Origin of the sequence: Pseudomonas sp. DR48 (assembly GCF_019823085.1) — a bacterium.
Classification (GTDB): domain Bacteria; phylum Pseudomonadota; class Gammaproteobacteria; order Pseudomonadales; family Pseudomonadaceae; genus Aquipseudomonas.
Map to the genome: position 1 here is coordinate 4,741,903 of NZ_CP081946.1, position 19,081 is coordinate 4,760,983.

Consider the following 19,081-nt stretch of genomic DNA (forward strand, 5'->3'; position numbering starts at 1 on the left):
GGCTGTTCAGCGCCCGTAAAACGGGGCTGTCGAGGCACTTTCATGGTCGTCGCATCAGGCGACCGTCTTCGCTCGTGACTCCGCCAAGGGGACAATAATGACCACGCTCCTGCCTGAAACCGACCAGAAACCTGTCCATCGCCTGCGCGTCGATCAGTACACCAACGGCCTTATAGGTCCCAGCCAGCCGATGCTCGGTCCTCTGGCCGACGGCGGCACCTTGATCACCGGCACGCCGCCGGGCTGCTGGGGGCCGATGATTACGCCGGCCTTTGAGGGCGGCCACGAAGTGACCCAACCGGTGGCCATCGCCGGCGCCGAGATTGGCGACGCCGTGGCGATCAGGATCAAACGCATGCGCGTCACGTCTCTAGCGACTTCGTCCGGGGTCATGAGCTTCGTCGAGGGCCGTTACAACGGCGACCCGTTTGTCTCGAAATTCTGCGCCAAATGCGGCACCGAGCACCCGGCCAGCCATGTCGAAGGCATCGGTGAGGATTCGATTCGCTGTAACCACTGCGGCGCCGAAGTTAGCGCGTTTCGCTTCAGCCATGGTTACGTGATCGTGTTCGACGCACAGAATCAGGTCAGCCTGACCGTCAACCAGGACATCGCCAATCAACTGGCCGGCAACGCGTCCGAAATGTCGGCGTTGCCGGAGTTCGCCGCCCAACACTCGATCCTGTCCCTGGCCCGCGCCGACATTCCAGGCGTCGCCGCCCACATGCGCCCGTTCCTCGGCAACATCGGCACCACGCCGTCGCGTGATTTGCCCGACTCGCACAACTGCGCCGATTTCGGCCAATACCTGATCAACGCGCCGCACCGTTTCGGCATGACCCGCGAAGAACTGCACGCGGCCAAGACCGATGGCCACATGGACACCAACTCGATCCGCGAAGGTTGTGTGCTGATCTGCCCGGTAAAAGTGCCGGGTGCCGGCGTGTACATGGGCGACATGCACGCCCAGCAAGGCAACGGCGAGATCGCCGGACACGCCACCGATTGCTCCGGGGAAACCGAAGTGGTGGTGGAAGTGGTGAAGAATCTGACGCTGGAAGGGCCGATCCTCTTGCAAAACCTCGACGACCTGCCACCGATGGCCCGGCCGATGAACGCCGAGCAACGGCAGAAAGTCCGCGAACTGGGCGAGCGCTGGGGCCAGCACGACATAGAGCAGAGCGGCCCGATCACCTTCATCGGCAGCGGCGAGAACCTCAACGTCGCGGTGGAAAACGGCCTGAAACGCGCTGCCTCGGTCACCGGCTTGCCGTACGACGAAGTGCTCAACCGCGCGACCATCACCGGCTCCATCGACATCAGCCGCTTGCCGGGCACCGTTCGCGTGACGTTCCTGTGTCCGATGAATGTGCTCGACCGTATCGGCATCGGTCATCTGGTGCGCGAGAAATACGACCTGGCGTAATGCCTATCGACGGGTCTGTACCGAAGTGTGTACAGACCCGTTGTCGATACATCCGCCACGATTTTCTGCCGCTCCGGAACACAGAGCCGATACACCGCTTCGGTTAACTGTGAATCCGTTCCGGCCACCCGTGAGATCGACAACATGCAAACCTCCATCACCTCAGCGAAAGCGACCGTCGGGCTGGGCCTGCGTCGCGGTTTAATGAAGGACCTCCAGGCAGCCCGGGCCGGCGATTTCGATTTTCTGGAAGTCGCGCCGGAGAACTGGATCGGTATCGGCGGCGCCCACGGGCATGCGCTGCGGGCCCTCGCCGAGCGCTTTCCATTGTCCTGTCACGGCTTGTCCTTGTCCCTGGGCGGGCCTGCGCCGCTGGACGTCGGGTTTCTTCAGGAAGTGCGGGTGTTTCTCGATCACTACAACGTGCCGCTGTACAGCGAGCACCTGAGTTATTGCGGCGACGACGGTCACCTGTATGACCTGTTGCCATTGCCGTTCACCGAAGAAGCGGTGCACCACGTTGCCGCGCGGATTCGCCAGGCCCAGGACATTCTCGGTCGGCGCCTGGCGGTGGAAAACGTTTCCTATTACGCCGCGCCGCAGCAGGACATGGACGAGGTGACGTTTACCAACGCGGTGTTGCGCGAAGCCGATTGCGACCTGCTGCTCGACGTCAACAACGTGTACGTCAACTCGATCAATCATGGCTTTGATCCGCAGGCCTTTCTGGCCGGCATCGATTCGGGCCGAGTGGTGGCGATGCACGTGGCCGGGCACTTCGATGAGTCGGACAGCTTGAAAATCGACACCCACGGGGCTTCGGTGAAACCGGCGGTCTGGTCGTTGCTGGCCGAGGCGTATGCCCGGTTTGGCGCGCAACCGACGTTGCTGGAACGGGATTTCAATTTTCCGGCGTTCTCTGAACTGGTCGCCGAATTGCAGACCATTCGCCGCTTGCAAACAGAGGGGGTGAACCGTGGATAAGCCCAGTCTGTTTCAACAGCAAACGGCGATGGGGCTTTACCTGCGAGACCCCGATCACTGCGCGCCGCCCAGCGAAATGAACGCCGTACGGGCGCAGGTTTACCGTGACCTGATTTTCGCCAACCTGTCGTCGTTGCTCAGCGGCACGTTTCCGGTGCTGATCAAGATTCTCGGTGATGAACACTGGCGCACGCTGGTGCGGATCTTCCTGCGGGACCACCGCGCACGCACGCCGAAGTTCGGCGAAATCGCCCAGGAATTCGTCGAGTTCCTGGCCTCTGGATCGCAGGCATTGAGAGAGGACGAGTGGCCGCCATTTATGGTCGAGCTGGCGCATTACGAGTGGGTCGAGATGGCGTTGCAGCAGTCCGAAGCCGAGCCATTGGCGCCGAGCGACGTCGGTCAGATCCTGGATCGGCCATTGCAAGTGTCGCCGCTGGCCTGGCCGTTGGCCTATGCGTGGCCGGTGCAGTTGGTGGGGCCGGATCATCAGCCAGACATTGCACCGCCTCAGCCAACGTTATTGTTGGTGCGTCGGGCAGAAGACTGGAGTGTGAAGTTTTCCGAACTGAGCCCATTGGCATGGCGCTTGTTGCAGCGGATCGAGGAGTTTCCCGAACTGGTTGGGCAGGCGCAGCTGGAAGGTCTGGCGGCAGAGGCGGGGGCCGCGGGATCACCGGAATTCATGGCGAGTGGCGCGGCGTTGTTGCGGCAGATGCATGGGGAAGGGGTCGTGGGCGTGACCGTCTGAATGAACACAATCCCCCAAACACCCGAGAACCCCTGTGGGAGCGGGCTTGCCCGCGATGGCGGATTATCAGCCAACATCAATGTTGGATGTGCCAGCCTCATCGCGGGCAAGCCCGCTCCCACAGGGATTGGTGGTGTCTGTTTTATTGAGCGGAGAAAAAATACCGCGTCAGGTGAAAGAAGATCGGTGCCGCAAAGCAGATCGAATCCATCCGGTCCAGCATGCCGCCGTGCCCTTTGATCATGGTTCCCCAGTCCTTGGCGCTCAAGCTGCGCTTGATTGCCGACATGACCAGTCCGCCCAGAAACCCCATCACCACAATCACCAACGACATCAACAGCGACTGCCAAAAGTTGAACGGTGTCATCCAGAACATGCACCCGCCAATCAGCGTCGCTGACAGTCCGCCGCCCACCAGGCCTTCCACGGTTTTCGACGGACTCACCAGCGGCGCAACCTTGTGCTTGCCAAAGAGCTTGCCGAATACGTACTGCAATACGTCACTCATCTGCACGACAAATACCAGGTAGAACAGTAGCAACGCGTTCTGGCCCTTGAAGCCTTCCAGGTCCAGCAGCAACAGTGCCGGCGCGTGACTGATGCAATACACGCAAATCATCACCCCCCACTGAATCTTGGCCGCCCGTTCCAGGAAGGCGTCGGTGTCCTGGCTCAGCACCGCAATCGCCGGCAACAGCAGGAAGGCGTACACCGGAATCAACAGCGTGAACAGCGAATACCAGTGCGTGCCGATCAACACGTATTGCAGCGGAATCAGAATGAAAAACGCCGAGAACAACGCGTTGTGGTCACCCAGCCGTGTCGGTGTCAGGGTGATGAATTCCCTGAGTGCGAACAGGGAAATGAAGCCGAACAGAATGACCGTCGCGTTCCCGCCCAGCAGGTAGGAGACGAAGAAGATGATGACCATCCCCCACCAGGCATTGACCCGCTGGTTGAGGTTCTCGATGGTCGACATCGAGCTTTCTGATTTAGCCCGGCTGGCCAGGATCCGGCCGATGATCGAGGCAATCGCCAACAGGCCGGCGATGGCGCCGAAGAACCACAAAAACTTTTGGTCAAGATTCATTCTGCCAACCTCACAATCGCATCACGCGCCCGGTCCAGAAACTGCTGTTTTTCCTCACCTGCGATTCGTTGCATCGGGTTGCCGATGCGGATCGTGCAGATGATGGGCAACGGCACGTGTTTGCCTTTTGGCATGGAGCGATGCAGGTTTTCCAGGTAGATAGGCACCAGGTCGACCTCGGGGAACGTCTCGGCCAAGCGGTACAGACCCGATTTGAAAGGGCCGGGCAACGGCTGGCTGCCGCGGGTGCCTTCCGGAAAGATGATGATCGAATGACCGGCGCGCACCACATCGAAAATCGGCTCGAGCACGTTGACGCCGGGGGCTGGATTTCGCTCGATCAACACCGCATTCAGGCCTTTCTGCGAGATGTACGACAGAAACGCGTTCTTGCCCCAATAGTCGGCGGCTGCCACGGGTTTCACGTTTATCCGGGCTTCGGGCGGCAGGGCCGCGATGATTGCCAGGGTGTCCATGTGACTGGTGTGGTTGGCGAAGTAGATGCGCTGGCGCGTCAGGTCCGGCGGGCTTTCCCATCGGGCCGTGACGCCGATGAGGAATCGAAGGACCGAAATCAGTGCGTTACTGATCCACATGGGCGTTCCCCTTGAGCTGACGGGAGATGGCCAGGGTGCGCGTGACGCAGGTTGCGGCGGATCCGGCGGCAATCACGATCAGTGCGATCAACAGGCTGTAGTGAGTGCCATACAGGCTGGTTTCGAGCGCATTGAGCACCAGTGCGCCGGTCATCACGGCCATTCGATGCTGCTTGGCCATCGGCCCCATGAAGCTCTGTTTCAAGCCAATCGAGCCACCAAATACCCGCACGTACGCCGTCAGCGCAGCGGCCAACGCCGCGAACCAGCCCAGGTCGGCGTGCCCGATGGCATACCCGAGGGCGATGATCAGCAGGCTGTCGGCAATGCGGTCGGGGAATTCGTTGTAGAGGCTGCCGATGTCGGATTTCTTGCCGCCCTCGATCGCCACCATCCCGTCGAAGAGGTTGCACAGCAAGCGCAATTGAATGCCCACCGCGCAAATGATCGAGCCGACCAGGCCGTTATCGATGTTCAGCGCCACTGCGCCAGCGAGCGCAAAGGCGATGCTGGCGACGGAGATCTGATTGGGGGAAATGTCTCGTTTCACCAAAAGGTCGGTGAGGTGTTTTGCCCAGCCCGCAGAGCGCGTCTTGATGGGCCTTCTGTTGTCATCCATTTGCCAATATCCATATAGGTGTCAGTTGCTATCGGGAGCAGCACAGCGGCGCGTTGCGCGACTGTGTCCGACACTATAGAGGCTATCCTTCGCCCTTGTGCCTGTTTACTGACTGACAGGTCGAAGCGGCAACTTCAACTCGGCACACAATCCGCCGCCCTCACGCTGACTCAAGGTCAACGATCCGCCGATGGCCAATGCCAACTGCTGGGCAATCGCCAGGCCCAAACCGGTGCCGCCGGTGCTGCGATTGCGTGAATTCTCCACCCGGTAAAACGGCTCCATCACATGGGCCAGTTCCTCTTTGGCAATGCCGGGACCGCGGTCCATGACCTTGACCGACAGGTTGCCGTTTTTTGTTTCTACCCATAACTCCGCGGCGCCAGCGAACTTCAGCGCGTTGTCCGTGAGGTTCACCAGGACCCGTCGCAATGCATGGGGCCGGGTGTCGATCACCGCGCCACTTTTGCCATTGAGCTGCACGTCCTTGCCCATGTCCTGATAGTCGAACACCAGGCTGTCGAGGAACGAATCGAGGTCGGTGCGGCGGCTTTCTTCGGTGGCGCCGTGAACGCTGCGGGCATAGGCCACGCCTTCGCGCACCAGGTGTTCCATCTCACCAAGGTCGTTCCACAGTTTGTCTTTCTCGCTGGAGTCGTCCATGAACTCGGCGCGCAGTTTCATGCGGGTGATCGGGGTTTGCAGGTCGTGGGAAATCGCCGCCAGCAGTTGCATGCGCTCCTTCAAATACGCCGCGATACGCGCCTGCATCGAATTGAAGGCGATGGCGGCATGGGCGACTTCGGTCGGGCCGTTTTCATCCAGCAGCACCGCGTGGGTGTTGGGGTCTAGGTTGTCCACGGCCTGGGCGAGGCGGGTGAGGGGACGGATAGCGATTTTCACGGCCAGCCAGGTGCAGAGAATCATCAGCGCCAACTGGCCCAGCAACACGACGGGCAGCCATGGCGACAGCGGCACCATCGATGGCCGGACGTCGATGGTTACCGGGCTGCCGTCCGCCAGTTTCAGGTGGACCTGAAAGTGCTTTTGCGGACCCGGGATGTCAGTCACGTTCATCGGGTAATCCTTACCGATGGCGTCCTTGATCGATGTCATTGCCATGGGCGTGTCGCGCATGCTGGTGCCGGGCGAGCCTTCATTGAGCAAATAACGGTAATTGCGCCGATCCAGTTGTTTCAGCCAGCTCGCCCGTTCTTCGGCCGGCAAGCGGTCCAGGATCGCGATGGACGTCGAGACGTCGGTTTCCAGATTGCCCAGCATGGTGTTTTTCGCGCTTTCGTAGCGCTCGTAATACTGCGCGCCGAAGGACAGCGCCTGCGCGAGGATCAAGCCGATCAGGAAGATCAGCGACAGTCGCGAGGCGAGGGTGCGCGGCCAACGAATTGCCAGCTTCATGAAGGCGCCCCGAGCACTTCCACCGGCAGCGAAAACACATAGCCTTCGCTGCGCACGGTCTTGATGTACGCCGGTTCGCGGGCATCGTCGAGCAAGCGCTGGCGCAAGCGGCTGACCAGCAAGTCGATGGAGCGGTCGAACAAGTCGGCGTCGCGGCCTTGGGTCAGGTTGAGGAGCTGGTCACGATTGAGCACCCGTTGCGGGTGATCGAGAAACACCCGCAGCAAGCGGTATTCGGCGCCACTGAGCGCAACCATGGTGCCGTCTTCGTCGAGCAGGTGACGGGCCGAGGTGTCCAGGCGCCAGCGTCCGAAAGCCAGCAGACGGCCGCTTTCAGTGACCACCAGGTTCGGCGGCAGCATCCGCGTGCGGCGCAGCACGGCGTTGATACGCGCGAGCAGTTCACGGGCGGCGAACGGCTTGACCAGGTAATCGTCAGCACCCATTTCCAGGCCGATGATGCGGTCGGTTTCATCGTTGCGCGCGGTCAGCATCAGCACCGGCGTGGCCTTGTGTTTACCGGCGCGCAATTCGCGGCAGAGCAGCAGGCCATCGTCGCCCGGCATCATGATGTCGAGCACGATCAGGTCTACCGGCGTGGTCTCGAGAAAGGCGCGCATCTGGCGCCCGTCGGCGACGACGGTGGTGCGCAAGCCGTTCTTCTTCAGGTAGTTGCCCACCAGCTCGCGGATCTCTCGGTCATCGTCGACGATGAGAATGTGATCGACATGTTCCATGGAACCAAGCCTCTATCAATGGGGGATGTCACGCAGTCTATCGAGCCTTTGCCCGCTCGCCCGCAGCCCTTTGTATTGCAGTGTATCTGCCGTGGCGGCGGATACACGCAGACGCAAAAACGCTCTTTTTCAGTGGTTTTGTATCGCTCTGTATCAGGGGCCGGCTTTGATACGCAACGATTTACACGCGTCTGTTTTCGACACAGACGAGATACCTCGCAGGCTTCTAATAGGTTCCATCGAGGCACTCCAGACCGCCTCGGCCCAGATGAACGACCTATCCATTGAAGCCATGAGGAAACCATCATGAATACCAAAGCCATCTACGCCGCTTGCCTGTTTGCCGCCCTGAACATCTGCACTTTGGCGGCCCGCGCCGAAGCTGCCGATGTCACCGCTAAAACCTACACCTACGGCACCCACCTGGACATCAAGAAAGTGCTGTCGTTGAAACAGGACGCCACGCCTTCCTGCGGGATCGTCAATGCCCAGATGACCTACCTGGATTCCCACGACAAAACCCAGGTACTCGATTACAGCAAATTTGCCGATGGTTGCACCACCGACAACTGAGTCCTTTGCCAATCCCCTTTGAAACAGGAAGAACATCATGATCAACGTCACTCGCTATTTGACCGCTGTTGCCTTCTCCATTGCCGGTGCGGCGGCTCATGCCAATGTCGCTGTTGAACAGAAAACCTGTGGCAGTGCCACGTGCTTCCAGCTGACGCCGGTGGCGGAGCAGGCCGGTAATGCCTTGCTGGCACAGGACGGTTCGAGCCGTACGCCGCAGGGCCAACAGCTGGATAACCAGACGGCTTGAGGCCCGGTCACTGTTTTGCGCCCACCGCCAATCCCCTGTGGGAGCGGGCTTGCTCGCGAAGAGGCCAGTACATTCAACATTGATGTCGACTGACACTCCGCCTTCGCGGGCAAGCCCGCTCCCACAAGGATCGGTGGGAATCGGCACCCCCCCCCACATGTTTAGGTGATCCCATGTTTCTCATCGCGTTCCTGGGCGGCATATTGACCGTCCTCAGCCCCTGCATCCTGCCGGTCGTGCCGTTCCTGTTCGCCGGTGTCAAACGCACACGCTCATCGATCTTGCTCACCCTTGGCGGCATGGTCCTGACCTTCGCCCTGATCTCCAGCCTGGCCGTGGTCAGCAGCGAATGGGTGGTGCGAGCCAACAACACCGGCCGCCACATCGCCCTGATCGTGATGGGATTGTTCGCCCTGTCGCTGATTTCCGCCCGTGTCGGTGACTGGCTGGCCCGTCCGTTCGTGGCGCTGGGCAATCGCCTCGACCCGGACACCCGCAAAATGTCCGGCCCCTTGGGATCGGTGATGATTGGCGTGGCCACCGGGCTGCTCTGGGCACCCTGTGCCGGGCCGATCCTTGGGGTGATTCTTACCGGTGCCATGCTGCAAGGCGCCAATGCGCAGACCAGTCTGTTGCTGCTGGCGTACGGCCTGGGCAGCGCGCTGTCCCTGGGCACCTTGATCTTCGCCGGTCGCGGCCTGGTCAATCGCTTGAAAGCATCGATCCCGGTCACCGGTTGGCTGCGTCGGGGTGCCGGTGTGGCGGTGTTGGCCGCTGCCGCGGTGATTTCCACCGGCGCCGACAAGACACTGCTGGCTGGCACCTCGTCCGAAGGCGTCAGCAGCCTGGAGAAAGGTGTACTGGAAACTGTGCCGAAAGTGGTCGACTACTTCGTCAGCAAGGTCAAGGCCGATACGTCCATGGACAACGCCCAAGGCGCCATGCCGTCGCTGTCCGGCGCGGTCCAATGGCTCAACTCGCCAGCCCTGAGCAACGATTCCCTGAAAGGCAAAGTGGTGCTGGTGGACTTCTGGACCTTCGACTGCATCAACTGCCAGCACACCTTGCCGTACGTGAAGGACTGGGCGAAGAAATACGAGAAGGATGGCCTGGTAGTGATTGGCGTCCATACCCCGGAATACGGTTTCGAACGCATCATCGACAACGTCAAGGACCAGGTGAAAAAGCTCGGCATCACCTACCCGGTGGCCATCGACAACAACTATGCGATCTGGCGTGCATTCGACAACCAATACTGGCCCGCTCACTACCTGATCGACGCCAAGGGCCAGGTGCGTTACACCCACTTTGGCGAAGGCAGCTACGAGACTCAGGAAAAGATGATTCAGCAACTACTGGAAGAGGCCAAGGCACCTGCCGCGTAACCCTCGACATCAATGGCTCACAGGCAGCACGCCGTGGGCCATTGGTTTTTTCTCCTGACTGCGGCGCCATGCCGCCGGTGGCGCGCCGTACTCACGACGAAAGGCCCGGCTGAACGCCGTGTCGGTCTGGTAACCCACTTCTTCGGCAATCCGCATCAACGAACTGTTACTGCTGCGTAACAGGTTGGCCGCCAGCAACATGCGCCATTGCGTCAGGTACTGCATTGGCGAGCTCCCCACCAGACAGGCAAAGCGCTCCGCCAACACCGACCTGGACGTGCCGGCGGTGCGCGCCAGTTCCTCCAGGGTCCAGGCGTGACAGGGCTTTTTGTGCAACGCGTTGAGGGCAGCGCCGACGATCCGGTCGCTGACACCCGCCAGCCATCCGGTCCGACCTTCACCGTGTTCGTTCATGTACAGGCGCAATACCTCGATGAACAGCACCTCGGCCAGTTTGGCCAACACGCCTTCACCACCGGGCCTGGGCGAACGCGCTTCGGCCAGCGCATAACGCACCGAAGATTCGAGCCACATACCGGCATTCGAGCCGCGCACATTGACCCGTACCACCGCAGGCAATCCCGTCAGCATCAAGCCCGCCAGCCGCTTGTCGCACGCCAGGTAGCCGCACACCAGACGCGTCACCGCGCCGCCACCGCCATAACTCAGTTGCCGGGGACGGCGCGCCAGCACCACGTCCAGCCGCGCACCCGTGGCAGGTGCAAGCCCGGGTTTGGAACTCATGCGGTGGGCGTCCCCTTGGGGAAACACCACCACATCGCCGGCCGTCAGCAGCAGCGGCGGCTGATCATCGAGCTCGACGTAGCACTCGCCTTCAGTGATCAAGTGAAAGATCACCACGCGCTCGGCGCCGGGCTCCAGAAACGGCGCGGCCGTGTCGGCGCTGGGCGACTGATAGCACCAGGGCGCAGTGAACCTGGCATTGATGAAAATCGCGCCGACCAGGCGCACGACACGCAGGGTCTGGGACAGGGCATCCATGACGGTTTCCGTGCTGGCGAATGCTTTCGATTGTGAACGTGTGGCGCCGCTGTGCGAAATCTCCGGACGATCGGACAGTGTTGGCCGACGATCGGGCAGGACGTCGCAAGTCGGCAGAGCGATAGTTTGCGCACAGGGCCACTGCCGACCCTGTCATCAATAACAACAGTGAGAGGTTGCCATGCCTAAGTTCGTTATAGAACGCGATATTCCAGGTGCTGGAACACTGTCAGAAAGGGATTTGAAAGCGGCATCGCAGAAGTCCTGCCGGACATTGCGCGATTTGCCCGAAGTGCAGTGGGTTCAGAGTTATGTCACGGGTGACAGGCTGTACTGCGTGTACATCTCGCCAAGCGAAGAGCTGATCAAGGAGCACGCCCGGCAGAGTGGTTTTCCAGCCAATCGCATTTCCCAGGTCATGAACATCATCGATCCGACCACGGCGGAATAAGCCGAGGCAGACCCGTACGGAGCAGACTTGATGAGTACCCCCATTGATCTTACTGCCTTGAAAAACCGCCAGATGGCCGCGTGGGCCAGCGGCGACTATGCCGTGATCGGCACCACTTTGCAGATTGTCGGCGAGCAACTGGCCGAAGCCTGCGACCTGCTGTGTGATGAGCTGGTGCTGGACGTGGCGGCCGGCAACGGCAATGCGACCCTCGCCGCCGCACGCCGTGGCTGCTACGTGACCTCGACCGACTATGTTGCGGCGCTGCTGGAACGTGGCGAAGACCGGGCCCGGGCCGAACGCCTGGAGGTGACCTTCCAGGTGGCCGACGCCGAGGCGCTGCCGTTCGCCGATGGCAGTTTCGATGCCGTGCTGTCGACGTTTGGTGTGATGTTTACCCCGGACCAGGCTAAAGCCGCGTCAGAACTGGCCAGGGTGTGTCGCCCTGGTGGGCGTATCGGCTTGGCCAACTGGACGCCTGAGGGTTTTGTCGGCCAGATGTTCAAGACCCTGGGTCAGCACTTGCCACCGCCGGCAGGGGCGCCATCGCCTTCGAATTGGGGGGCCGAACCCTGGTTGCATGAGCATTTCGATGAGCGTGACTTTCTGGTCCAGGTTACGCGGCGGACTTTCAATTTCCGTTATCGCTCGGCGGCGCACTTCATTGATGTGTTCCGTAACTGGTACGGGCCGCTGCACAAGGCGTTTGCGGTGTTGCCTGCTGATGGTGCCAAGGCTCTTGAAAGTGATCTGACGGAGCTGATCAATCGGATGAATCGGGCGGGTGAAAAATCGTTGGTGGTGCCTAGTGAATATCTGGAGGTTGTCATTACTCGACGGTGAACTTTCAACATACCAACCTCCTGTGGGAGCGTGATGCTGTTTACTTTGGGGTTGGGGTTGGGGTTGGGGTTGGGGGCATATCCGTTACTTGGGTAACGGCGGCTATTGGTTCCGCTTTTACAGCGGGTCACTTGGAAAAGCGCCAAGTAACCAAGCGCTTTTGCCCCTGACGTTCGGTGCCTCGCTAAGGCTCGGCATGCCCTCGCTCCGGTCCTGCTCCGTGGGCCCGCCGCCATCGGCCATCCATGGCCGGGGGCGGCTACCGCGGCATCCTTGCCGCGGTGCCCACTGCGCAGAACCTGCGCTCGGCCTCACGAGGGGGCGTGCACCGCCAAAGCAAAACGAGGCGGCCTACGGGCCGACCTGGTTCTTCAACGCTTGCGCGTCGTGATCGTTCCCCACAGCGCGCGATCGTTCCCACGCTCTGCGTGGGAATGCATCCCGTGACGCTCCGCGTCACTCTTGCGCAAGACTCAAGCCTGGTGTCGACAGCGGAACGCAGAGCGTCCCCGGCGGCATTCCCACGCGGAGCGTGGGAACGATCAACAGCAAGATCAACAGCATCGCGAGCAGGCTCACTCCCACCTAAAGCAGATCGGCGTACAGCCGGTGCTTCTCACCACTCATCAGGTCGAGCGTTAGCTCGCCTTCCGCTTTTGATTTTGATCTTGATCTGCCCCGTCGGAAGGCCGAACGCAGGTTCTGCGTAGTGGGCAACCCGGCATGGATGCCGGGTTAGCCGCCCCCGGCCATGGATGGCCGATGGCGGCGGGCCCACGGAGCAGGACCGGAGTGAGGGAATGCCGAGCCTAGGCGAGGCACCGTACGTCAGGGGCGCAAGCGTTTGGTTACTTTGTGCTTTTCAAAGTGACCCGCCGTAAAGGCGGAACCAATAGTCGCCATGACCGCAGAAACGGATATGTACCCAATCTGTGAGAGCGACGGTGTTTCGTCGAGGGGGCAATCACTCATCCAGCCGCTCGGTATAAACCACCCAAACGCTGCACGGCATTTTGTACAGCAGGTGCTCCACCGTACTGCCGACAAACCGCCCCAGCCCGCGGTGACCGATACGGCCCATCACCAGCACATCAATGTCAAAGGCATCGGCAAAACGGGTCAGGACTTTGGTCGGGCTGCCCATGATCATGTGCCGTTGCTCGGGCGCGATGCCGTTGCGTTCGGCCAACTCGTTGAACGCCTCTTCCTGGCAGTCGAACAGAGTCTTGGCCTTGCCCGATGAAAAATACCCCGAGCCTTTATCGAAGCCGAATTCGTCGGAAGTGATGGAGGAAAGATCATAGGCGTAAACCACGTCCAGCTCGGCATTACAGGCGCTGGCCAGTTTCGAGGCTTCGTGAAGGATCCGGTCGTTAAAGGTTTTGTAGTGATCATCACGATGGAAAGGATCGATCGCCGCGACGATCTTGCGAGGTAGGGCATGAACGGCATGACTGACGAAATGCAGCGGCACCGGGCATTCGCGCAGCAGGTGCACGTCGAGCGGGGTAAACACCAGTCGCGACAGCAGCGATTGGTGCTCCAGCGCCTTGATCAGCACATCCATCGGCTGCTCTTTGAGGTGAATCAGAATCTCCTCCAGCGGGCGTTCCACCCACGCCACCTCGGTGGTGACGTGCACGCCGATCTTGCGCAAGGGGCGAGCCTGATCTTCAAGCCACTGGCGGTGGCGATCGACGTAGCCCAGGCGCATTTGTTCCAGGGCCTTTTCGTTGACCAGGCTGGCGGTCGCCAAACCTTCGAGATAGTCGAACGCCACGATGTGCAGCGCCGCGCCTTCGGCCTTGGCCAGCGCCGCAGCCCGGTCGAAGGCAGGGCTGTGCTCCATCAGGGGCGAGGCGACCAGCATGAAGCGTGATTGTTCGGACATGACGAACCTCCCGGGGTAAGGAGACAGCGGTCACTGGTTGAACACCTGATCTTTAGTATTGACCAAGATCGCCAGCAAGCTCGTTGGCCTGCCTCAATCTCTGAAAACACGAAATCCCTGTGGGAGTGAGCCTGCTCGCGATAGCGGAGTGTCAGTCAACACTCATGCTGAATGATAAATCGCTATCGCGAGCAGGCTCGCTCCCACAGGGATTTGGGTTTTGTTTTAGCTAGACAACCTTGGCTCCCCGCGCCTCCAGCAGTTCGCGCAACACCGAACGGTGACAATGCGCCTCTTCCTCGCAATAGCAGCCGACGGCCAGCGAGGTTTGATGGGAGAGGGCGGCCAGCAGGTCCAGCAATTGGTGGGGAGCAGGGTGGTTCATTTCGGCCTTGAACTTGCGTCGGAAGGCCTCCCAGTCTTTTTCATCGACCGCCGCCTTGGCTTCGGCAACCAGTTCGGCGCTGGGCGACAGCAGCGGTTGCCAGACGTCGTAAAAATCACGGCTGGCAAACTCGGCCTTGGGCACGCCCCGGGGTGGGCGGCGTACCGTGCCGATGCGCAGGCCTTCGTCAGGCGAGCGGGGCGAACCGAGTCGAACGATGTGGATGGCCATGGCGTTACTTGTTTCGCGATCCGTCAAACCACTCCATTGCCGTGCGCCAGATACAGATGCCAAGGAAATACGCGGACATCAGCAACCAAAGGCCCATCACCAGCGGGTTGATGACCGGATGGTTGATCACCAGCGACAAGCTGCAAAGCAGCCAGATGGCGGTGACGGCGATGTTGATCGGCATGAATTTGCGCACGCGGAACGGATGCAGGAACTTCATGCGCGTCACGGTCAACAATGCCAGGCCGATAACGGTGAGGAAAGTGATCCACGGCGACGGGGCGATGATGTACAGGCACAGGGCCACCACGTTCCACGCGGCGGGGAAGCCCTGGAAGTAGTTGTCTTTGCTTTTCATGTTGACGTTGCAGAAGCAGAACAGCGACGAGACCAGAATCAGCGACACGGTCAACAGCAGCGTGTAGTCCGGCAACGGGATGTAGCGATAGATGAACAGGGCGGGAATAAACACATACGTCAGGTAGTCGATGACCAGATCGAGGATCGAGCCATCGAAACTCGGCAGCACCGACTGCACATTGACCTTACGCGCCAGCGCGCCGTCCAGCCCGTCGACGATCAAGGCGACGCCCAGCCACAGCAGGCAGTTGGTGGCCTGGTTTTCCAGCAGCGCGAGGGTAGCGAGGAAGGCAGTGACTACGCCGGTGGCGGTAAAACCATGGGCGCCCCATGCTTTGAGCCTGGCGATGTGTAGGGTGGATATCACGGGGGCGTTCTCCAAAAAGTGAAGCAAGCCAGTCATCACCCTCATCATCGAGGGCGGCGGCAAACCGGTTCGGTTGCAGGTATCGACCGGAAATCCGGGAATAAGGTTCACCGTCTGTGAATCTTAGCTGGATGGCAAAAAAATACCCCGGATAAATCCAGGGTATTAACGAAGCAGGCGTCTGTGCGTTTGATTACCTGTTCTGCCGATTTCATGTCGGCCAAACGGTGGTGGCACATTCACAGGCGAGGACTATCGTTGCCTGACTGAATCACGCCTATCAAAGAGGACATCGTAATGAACACCAGCGATCTGCTCGAACAATTACTGCGGGCCGGCCAGGGCTCTATGTCACAACAGGGCGGCGGTGGCGCGGCGCCTCAAGACGGGCTAGGCGGATTGCTCGGTGGTCTGTTGGGTGGCGGGGCCGGATCAGGCATGGGCGGCGGTGGCCTGGGTGGTTTGCTCGGTGGTTTGCTGGGCGGCGGCTCACCGATGGGCGGCTCGCCTCAGCGTCGATCCGGTGGTGGCACCAATTATGCGGCGCTGGCGTCCCTGGGCATGATGGCTTTTCAGGCGTATCAAGCGTGGCAGCGTAACCAGGCCGCTGCGCCGCAGCAGGCACCGCGCACGGTCGATTTGTTGTCGGGCCCGGAAATTGAGGACCACAGTCACGCGATCCTGCGCGCATTGATTGCGGCGGCCAAGGCTGACGGCCGGATCGATGACACCGAGAAGCAGATGATCAGCGCCGAAATCGGCCGTCACACCGATGACCCGCAATTGCAGCAATGGCTGGATGACGAAGTGGCCCGGCCACTGAATGCCGCGGATGTGGCGCAATCGGCCACTGATCCTGGCATGGCGTCGGAGATGTACCTGGCCAGCGTGATGCTGGTGGACGATCAACAGGATGCCGAGCGCAACTATCTGGATGAGCTGGCGGCGGCGCTGAAAATTGATCCCGAGCTGCAAGTGCATCTGGAGCAACAGGCCAAGGGCGGCGCGGCCTGACCGATCATTCCCGAATTCAGACCGACCATCCGAAGAAATGCCCGCTTTGCCCTGAACGCTAGAATTTACAGGGGGGATCACTTCAACGTGTCCTAACCAAGCGGGAGTACCACGATGAAAATCGTATCTTCGCTGGCGTTGGTGGTAGCAGTCGGGTGGATCTCTGGATGCTCAACCGTACCGGACAACCAGATCAGCAATGTTCCCCTGCACGCTACACCCGTGAATGCCGGGAAAATCGCCCGACCCATCATGATGCCCGACGGCAATGCGACCGCATTCTGGTTCGCCGTCAGTGGCGAACCGAAGGGCAGCGCCGTTCCCGGCCGTTTGTTGGCCTACATCTATCAAGGAAGCTGTTCAAACCTGGGCGAGAAACCGGCGTATGACCTGAACGAAGGTCCGAACGCCCGGTTCTACTCGCAGGCCTCACTCCAGTACTTCTGGAAAAGCGCACCGGTGCCCATCGACACCCTTCGGTCCGGCGACTATGTGCTGGTGGTGCGTGAGAGCCCGGCCGATGGTCACCAGAATATTTTCTGCGGGGCCCTGAGCTGAGAAAAGTCGATACGTTCTTGTAGGAGCTGTCGAGAGAAACGAGGCTGCGATCTTTTGATCTTGTTTTTAAAAAGAAAAGTCAAAAGATCGCAGCCTCGTTTCACTCGACAGCTCCTACAGTCCCACAGGCCTACAGGGGTTTTGGCAGCAGGAAGATGACGCCGTATTCTTCGCCAATCTGCAGTATCCGGGGCAGATCCTGCGGCACCTTCAATTGATCCACGGCGGCAAAGAACTGACCGCCTCGCGGATCGGACACCACACCGATCATTCTCGCGGTGGGGCTGATGTTTTTATAAGCATGAATCGACCCACCTGGAATATGCACGTAACCCCCGGACGAAATGGTGGTTGCCTTGCCCTCGACCGTCACTTCCACCTCCCCGTCGACGACGTAGAACGCTTCATCCCACGGGTGATAGTGCAGCGGCGGACCGCCACCTTGCACGCCTTCCTGGATATGCATTTCAAAAGGCTTGCTCAAGTCCCCGCCTGCGAGAATGGTGATGGCTTCTCCGACGACAGACACCGGAGCGGGCGCCTTTTCGATGACATGGACCGTACGCATGATTGCTCTCCGAAAGGTGAGTCCCACACCCGCTGAGTATATTCACTGGCGTGCGCGCCCGGCACCTCGGGACAAGCCCGTCTGTCAGGGCGATTTCAACGTGGATTGAATTTTTCTCCGGCCCGATTGCTCTGCTGATGTAGAGACGTGTTGATTTAACGTCCTGCCACTGGCCTCAGACCGAGAGAAGCGCCCATGACTGCCCTGACACGACTCGACTCCCAGCCTGCCCACGAACACGCGATTTCCGTTGCCGGCAGCATGAAACAAACCTACGAACAGTTGTTGCTGAGCGACGATACCGAGCAGCAGCGCGCGCTCGCCCAGGACTTCCTGCAGGTGCAGTTGCAACGCGCTGCGGACGTGCCTGAAGCGATGCCCCACGAGCTGTCGGCGCTGCAAGACTGGGTCGAGCAACACTGTGCCGACGTCGCTCGCCAATACGCCGACTACCTGCAACAACGCAAGGACGGCGGTCCTCGGCAGTTCTTCACTAACAAGGCCCACGCGCTGTTTTTCCTGCAAGCGGTGGCCCCGACCAAACTGGTTGACGGTGCATGGCTTTACGGCCTGTTGCGTCACTGGCGCGACCCTCGTTTCGAAGGGCTGATCTGCACCTATCTGGAAGAACTGGGCGACGGCAATCCGGCGCAGAATCACGTGGTGATCTACCGCAAACTGCTTGCCGAACATGGCTTGCAAGACACCGGCGTAATCGCTGACGAGCACTACCTGCAAGGCGCGATACAACTGGCGTTGGGCGAATGCAGCGAGGAGTTTTTGCCTGAGGTGATCGGCTACAACCTGGGCTATGAACAACTGCCGCTGCATTTGCTGATCAGCGCCTATGAACTCAGCGAGTTGGGCATCGATCCGTATTACTTCACGTTGCACGTGACCATCGACAATGCCAGCACCGGCCATGCACACAAGGCGGTGCAAGCGGTGCTGGAGTTGTTGCCGCTGGAGGGCGATCGCGAAGACTTTCTGCGCCGGGTGGCGCTGGGTTATCGGCTCAACGATCTGGGGCAGGGCAGTGGCGCGATCATCGAATCGTTCGACCTCGACACCGAGTTGCTCAACATGCTTGAGCGCAAACGTCCCTTCGGTCAGCACATGCACTCCGACTATTGCCGGTTCGAAGGCCAGACCGTCAACCAATGGTTGTCCTCGCCGGAGCAGTTGCCAGGTTTCCTCGACGCCCTGCAAAACAAAGGCTGGATCAAGCGTCACCAGGACCCGCAAGACAGCCGTTTCTGGCAGTTGATCGACGGTGACGGCGCGGCGATGTTCGGGGTGTTCAGCCCCTATGAAAAACAGCTGCTGCATGACTGGATCGCCGGCGACTGGACGCCCGAGCGCTCAGGCGCTGCGGTTCGAGCGGGCAAAAGTGCCGTCAGCGAAGCGCCAGTGCCGGTTAACGACCCGGATGTGCAGAGCCTGCAAGACTCGCTGGAGGGGCTTGATGCTGCCGAGCAGATGCAAGCGTTGATTACGTGGCTGTCGGCGCGCCGACATTCTCATCCTGCAGGATTGATGGCGACGCGGCGCTTCATCGAACTCAAATCCAGCCTTCGCTAGGGA

General features: G+C 60.3%; 21 protein-coding genes. 11 read left to right on the forward strand and 10 right to left on the reverse strand.

Annotated features, from left to right (window positions below; translation table 11 throughout):
• Positions 1 to 97: 97 nt before the first annotated feature.
• The 3 genes from K5K95_RS21515 (at position 98) to K5K95_RS21525 (ending at position 3,161) form a co-directional block, all read left to right on the forward strand.
• Entirely contained in the window at positions 98 to 1,426 is a 1,329-nt protein-coding gene (locus tag K5K95_RS21515) for an acetamidase/formamidase family protein (protein WP_222586000.1), read from the forward strand.
• 144 nt (positions 1,427 to 1,570) lie between these two features.
• Positions 1,571 to 2,410 (forward strand): DUF692 domain-containing protein, encoded by an 840-nt coding sequence (locus K5K95_RS21520; RefSeq protein ID WP_222586001.1) that lies wholly within the window; start codon positions 1,571 to 1,573, stop codon positions 2,408 to 2,410.
• Positions 2,403 to 3,161 (forward strand): DUF2063 domain-containing protein, encoded by a 759-nt coding sequence (locus tag K5K95_RS21525; RefSeq protein ID WP_222586002.1) that lies wholly within the window; start codon positions 2,403 to 2,405, stop codon positions 3,159 to 3,161. The genes K5K95_RS21520 and K5K95_RS21525 overlap by 8 nt, the downstream gene beginning before the upstream one ends.
• Positions 3,162 to 3,303: 142 nt before the next feature.
• Here the strand turns inward: K5K95_RS21525 and K5K95_RS21530 are convergent, their stop codons facing one another.
• From K5K95_RS21530 to K5K95_RS21550, 5 genes are all read right to left on the reverse strand, one after another.
• Positions 3,304 to 4,251 (reverse strand): phosphatidate cytidylyltransferase, encoded by a 948-nt coding sequence (locus K5K95_RS21530; RefSeq protein ID WP_222586003.1) that lies wholly within the window; start codon positions 4,249 to 4,251, stop codon positions 3,304 to 3,306.
• Positions 4,248 to 4,847, reverse strand: coding sequence for a lysophospholipid acyltransferase family protein (locus K5K95_RS21535; protein ID WP_222586004.1), 600 nt, complete (start codon positions 4,845 to 4,847; stop codon positions 4,248 to 4,250). Before K5K95_RS21535 ends, K5K95_RS21530 begins: the two co-directional genes overlap by 4 nt.
• Entirely contained in the window at positions 4,834 to 5,466 is a 633-nt protein-coding gene (locus tag K5K95_RS21540) for a CDP-alcohol phosphatidyltransferase family protein (RefSeq protein ID WP_222586005.1), read from the reverse strand. Before K5K95_RS21540 ends, K5K95_RS21535 begins: the two co-directional genes overlap by 14 nt.
• 105 nt (positions 5,467 to 5,571) lie before the next feature.
• Complete coding sequence (locus tag K5K95_RS21545; protein ID WP_222586006.1) at positions 5,572 to 6,882, reverse strand: sensor histidine kinase; 1,311 nt, start codon at positions 6,880 to 6,882, stop codon at positions 5,572 to 5,574.
• A complete protein-coding gene (locus K5K95_RS21550; protein ID WP_222586007.1) occupies positions 6,879 to 7,619 on the reverse strand; it encodes a response regulator in 741 nt (246 codons plus the stop codon). Before K5K95_RS21550 ends, K5K95_RS21545 begins: the two co-directional genes overlap by 4 nt.
• Positions 7,620 to 7,925: 306 nt before the next feature.
• Between K5K95_RS21550 and K5K95_RS21555 the strand changes: the two genes are divergently transcribed.
• The 3 genes from K5K95_RS21555 (at position 7,926) to K5K95_RS21565 (ending at position 9,827) form a co-directional block, all read left to right on the forward strand.
• Positions 7,926 to 8,192, forward strand: coding sequence for a DUF2790 domain-containing protein (locus tag K5K95_RS21555; protein WP_222586008.1), 267 nt, complete (start codon positions 7,926 to 7,928; stop codon positions 8,190 to 8,192).
• Positions 8,193 to 8,229: 37 nt separating this feature from the next.
• Entirely contained in the window at positions 8,230 to 8,442 is a 213-nt protein-coding gene (locus K5K95_RS21560; RefSeq protein ID WP_222586009.1) for a hypothetical protein, read from the forward strand.
• Between the two features lie 173 nt (positions 8,443 to 8,615).
• Entirely contained in the window at positions 8,616 to 9,827 is a 1,212-nt protein-coding gene (locus K5K95_RS21565; RefSeq protein WP_222586010.1) for a cytochrome c biogenesis protein DipZ, read from the forward strand.
• 9 nt (positions 9,828 to 9,836) lie between these two features.
• Here the strand turns inward: K5K95_RS21565 and K5K95_RS21570 are convergent, their stop codons facing one another.
• Complete coding sequence (locus tag K5K95_RS21570) at positions 9,837 to 10,829, reverse strand: AraC family transcriptional regulator (protein WP_222586011.1); 993 nt, start codon at positions 10,827 to 10,829, stop codon at positions 9,837 to 9,839.
• Positions 10,830 to 11,010: 181 nt separating this feature from the next.
• Here K5K95_RS21570 and K5K95_RS21575 point away from each other — a divergent pair, with 181 nt between their 5' ends.
• Complete coding sequence (locus K5K95_RS21575; protein WP_222586012.1) at positions 11,011 to 11,280, forward strand: DUF4242 domain-containing protein; 270 nt, start codon at positions 11,011 to 11,013, stop codon at positions 11,278 to 11,280.
• A 30-nt stretch (positions 11,281 to 11,310) separates the two neighbouring features.
• Complete coding sequence (locus K5K95_RS21580) at positions 11,311 to 12,123, forward strand: class I SAM-dependent methyltransferase (RefSeq protein WP_222586013.1); 813 nt, start codon at positions 11,311 to 11,313, stop codon at positions 12,121 to 12,123.
• A gap of 964 nt (positions 12,124 to 13,087) precedes the next feature.
• Here K5K95_RS21580 and K5K95_RS21585 read toward each other — a convergent pair.
• From K5K95_RS21585 to pcsA, 3 genes are all read right to left on the reverse strand, one after another.
• Positions 13,088 to 14,014: a universal stress protein gene (locus tag K5K95_RS21585; protein ID WP_222586014.1), complete on the reverse strand. Its 927-nt coding sequence runs from the start codon at positions 14,012 to 14,014 to the stop codon at positions 13,088 to 13,090.
• 229 nt (positions 14,015 to 14,243) lie between these two features.
• Positions 14,244 to 14,630, reverse strand: coding sequence for a DUF488 domain-containing protein (locus K5K95_RS21590; RefSeq protein WP_222586015.1), 387 nt, complete (start codon positions 14,628 to 14,630; stop codon positions 14,244 to 14,246).
• 4 nt (positions 14,631 to 14,634) lie between these two features.
• Positions 14,635 to 15,357 carry a phosphatidylcholine synthase gene (gene pcsA, locus K5K95_RS21595; RefSeq protein ID WP_222586016.1) on the reverse strand — a complete coding sequence of 241 codons (723 nt, stop codon included), beginning with the start codon at positions 15,355 to 15,357 and terminating at the stop codon, positions 14,635 to 14,637.
• 297 nt (positions 15,358 to 15,654) lie between these two features.
• Here pcsA and K5K95_RS21600 point away from each other — a divergent pair, with 297 nt between their 5' ends.
• Entirely contained in the window at positions 15,655 to 16,371 is a 717-nt protein-coding gene (locus tag K5K95_RS21600; RefSeq protein WP_222586017.1) for a tellurite resistance TerB family protein, read from the forward strand.
• A 114-nt stretch (positions 16,372 to 16,485) separates the two neighbouring features.
• Positions 16,486 to 16,929: a hypothetical protein gene (locus tag K5K95_RS21605; protein ID WP_222586018.1), complete on the forward strand. Its 444-nt coding sequence runs from the start codon at positions 16,486 to 16,488 to the stop codon at positions 16,927 to 16,929.
• A gap of 130 nt (positions 16,930 to 17,059) precedes the next feature.
• On the opposite strand, the gene K5K95_RS21610 is transcribed toward K5K95_RS21605, so the two are convergent.
• Entirely contained in the window at positions 17,060 to 17,497 is a 438-nt protein-coding gene (locus K5K95_RS21610) for a cupin domain-containing protein (protein WP_222586019.1), read from the reverse strand.
• A 195-nt stretch (positions 17,498 to 17,692) separates the two neighbouring features.
• Between K5K95_RS21610 and K5K95_RS21615 the strand changes: the two genes are divergently transcribed.
• The gene (locus K5K95_RS21615; RefSeq protein ID WP_222586020.1) at positions 17,693 to 19,078 is read left to right on the forward strand and encodes an iron-containing redox enzyme family protein; all 1,386 of its coding nucleotides are present in this window, start codon (positions 17,693 to 17,695) and stop codon (positions 19,076 to 19,078) included.
• Positions 19,079 to 19,081: the final 3 nt, after the last annotated feature.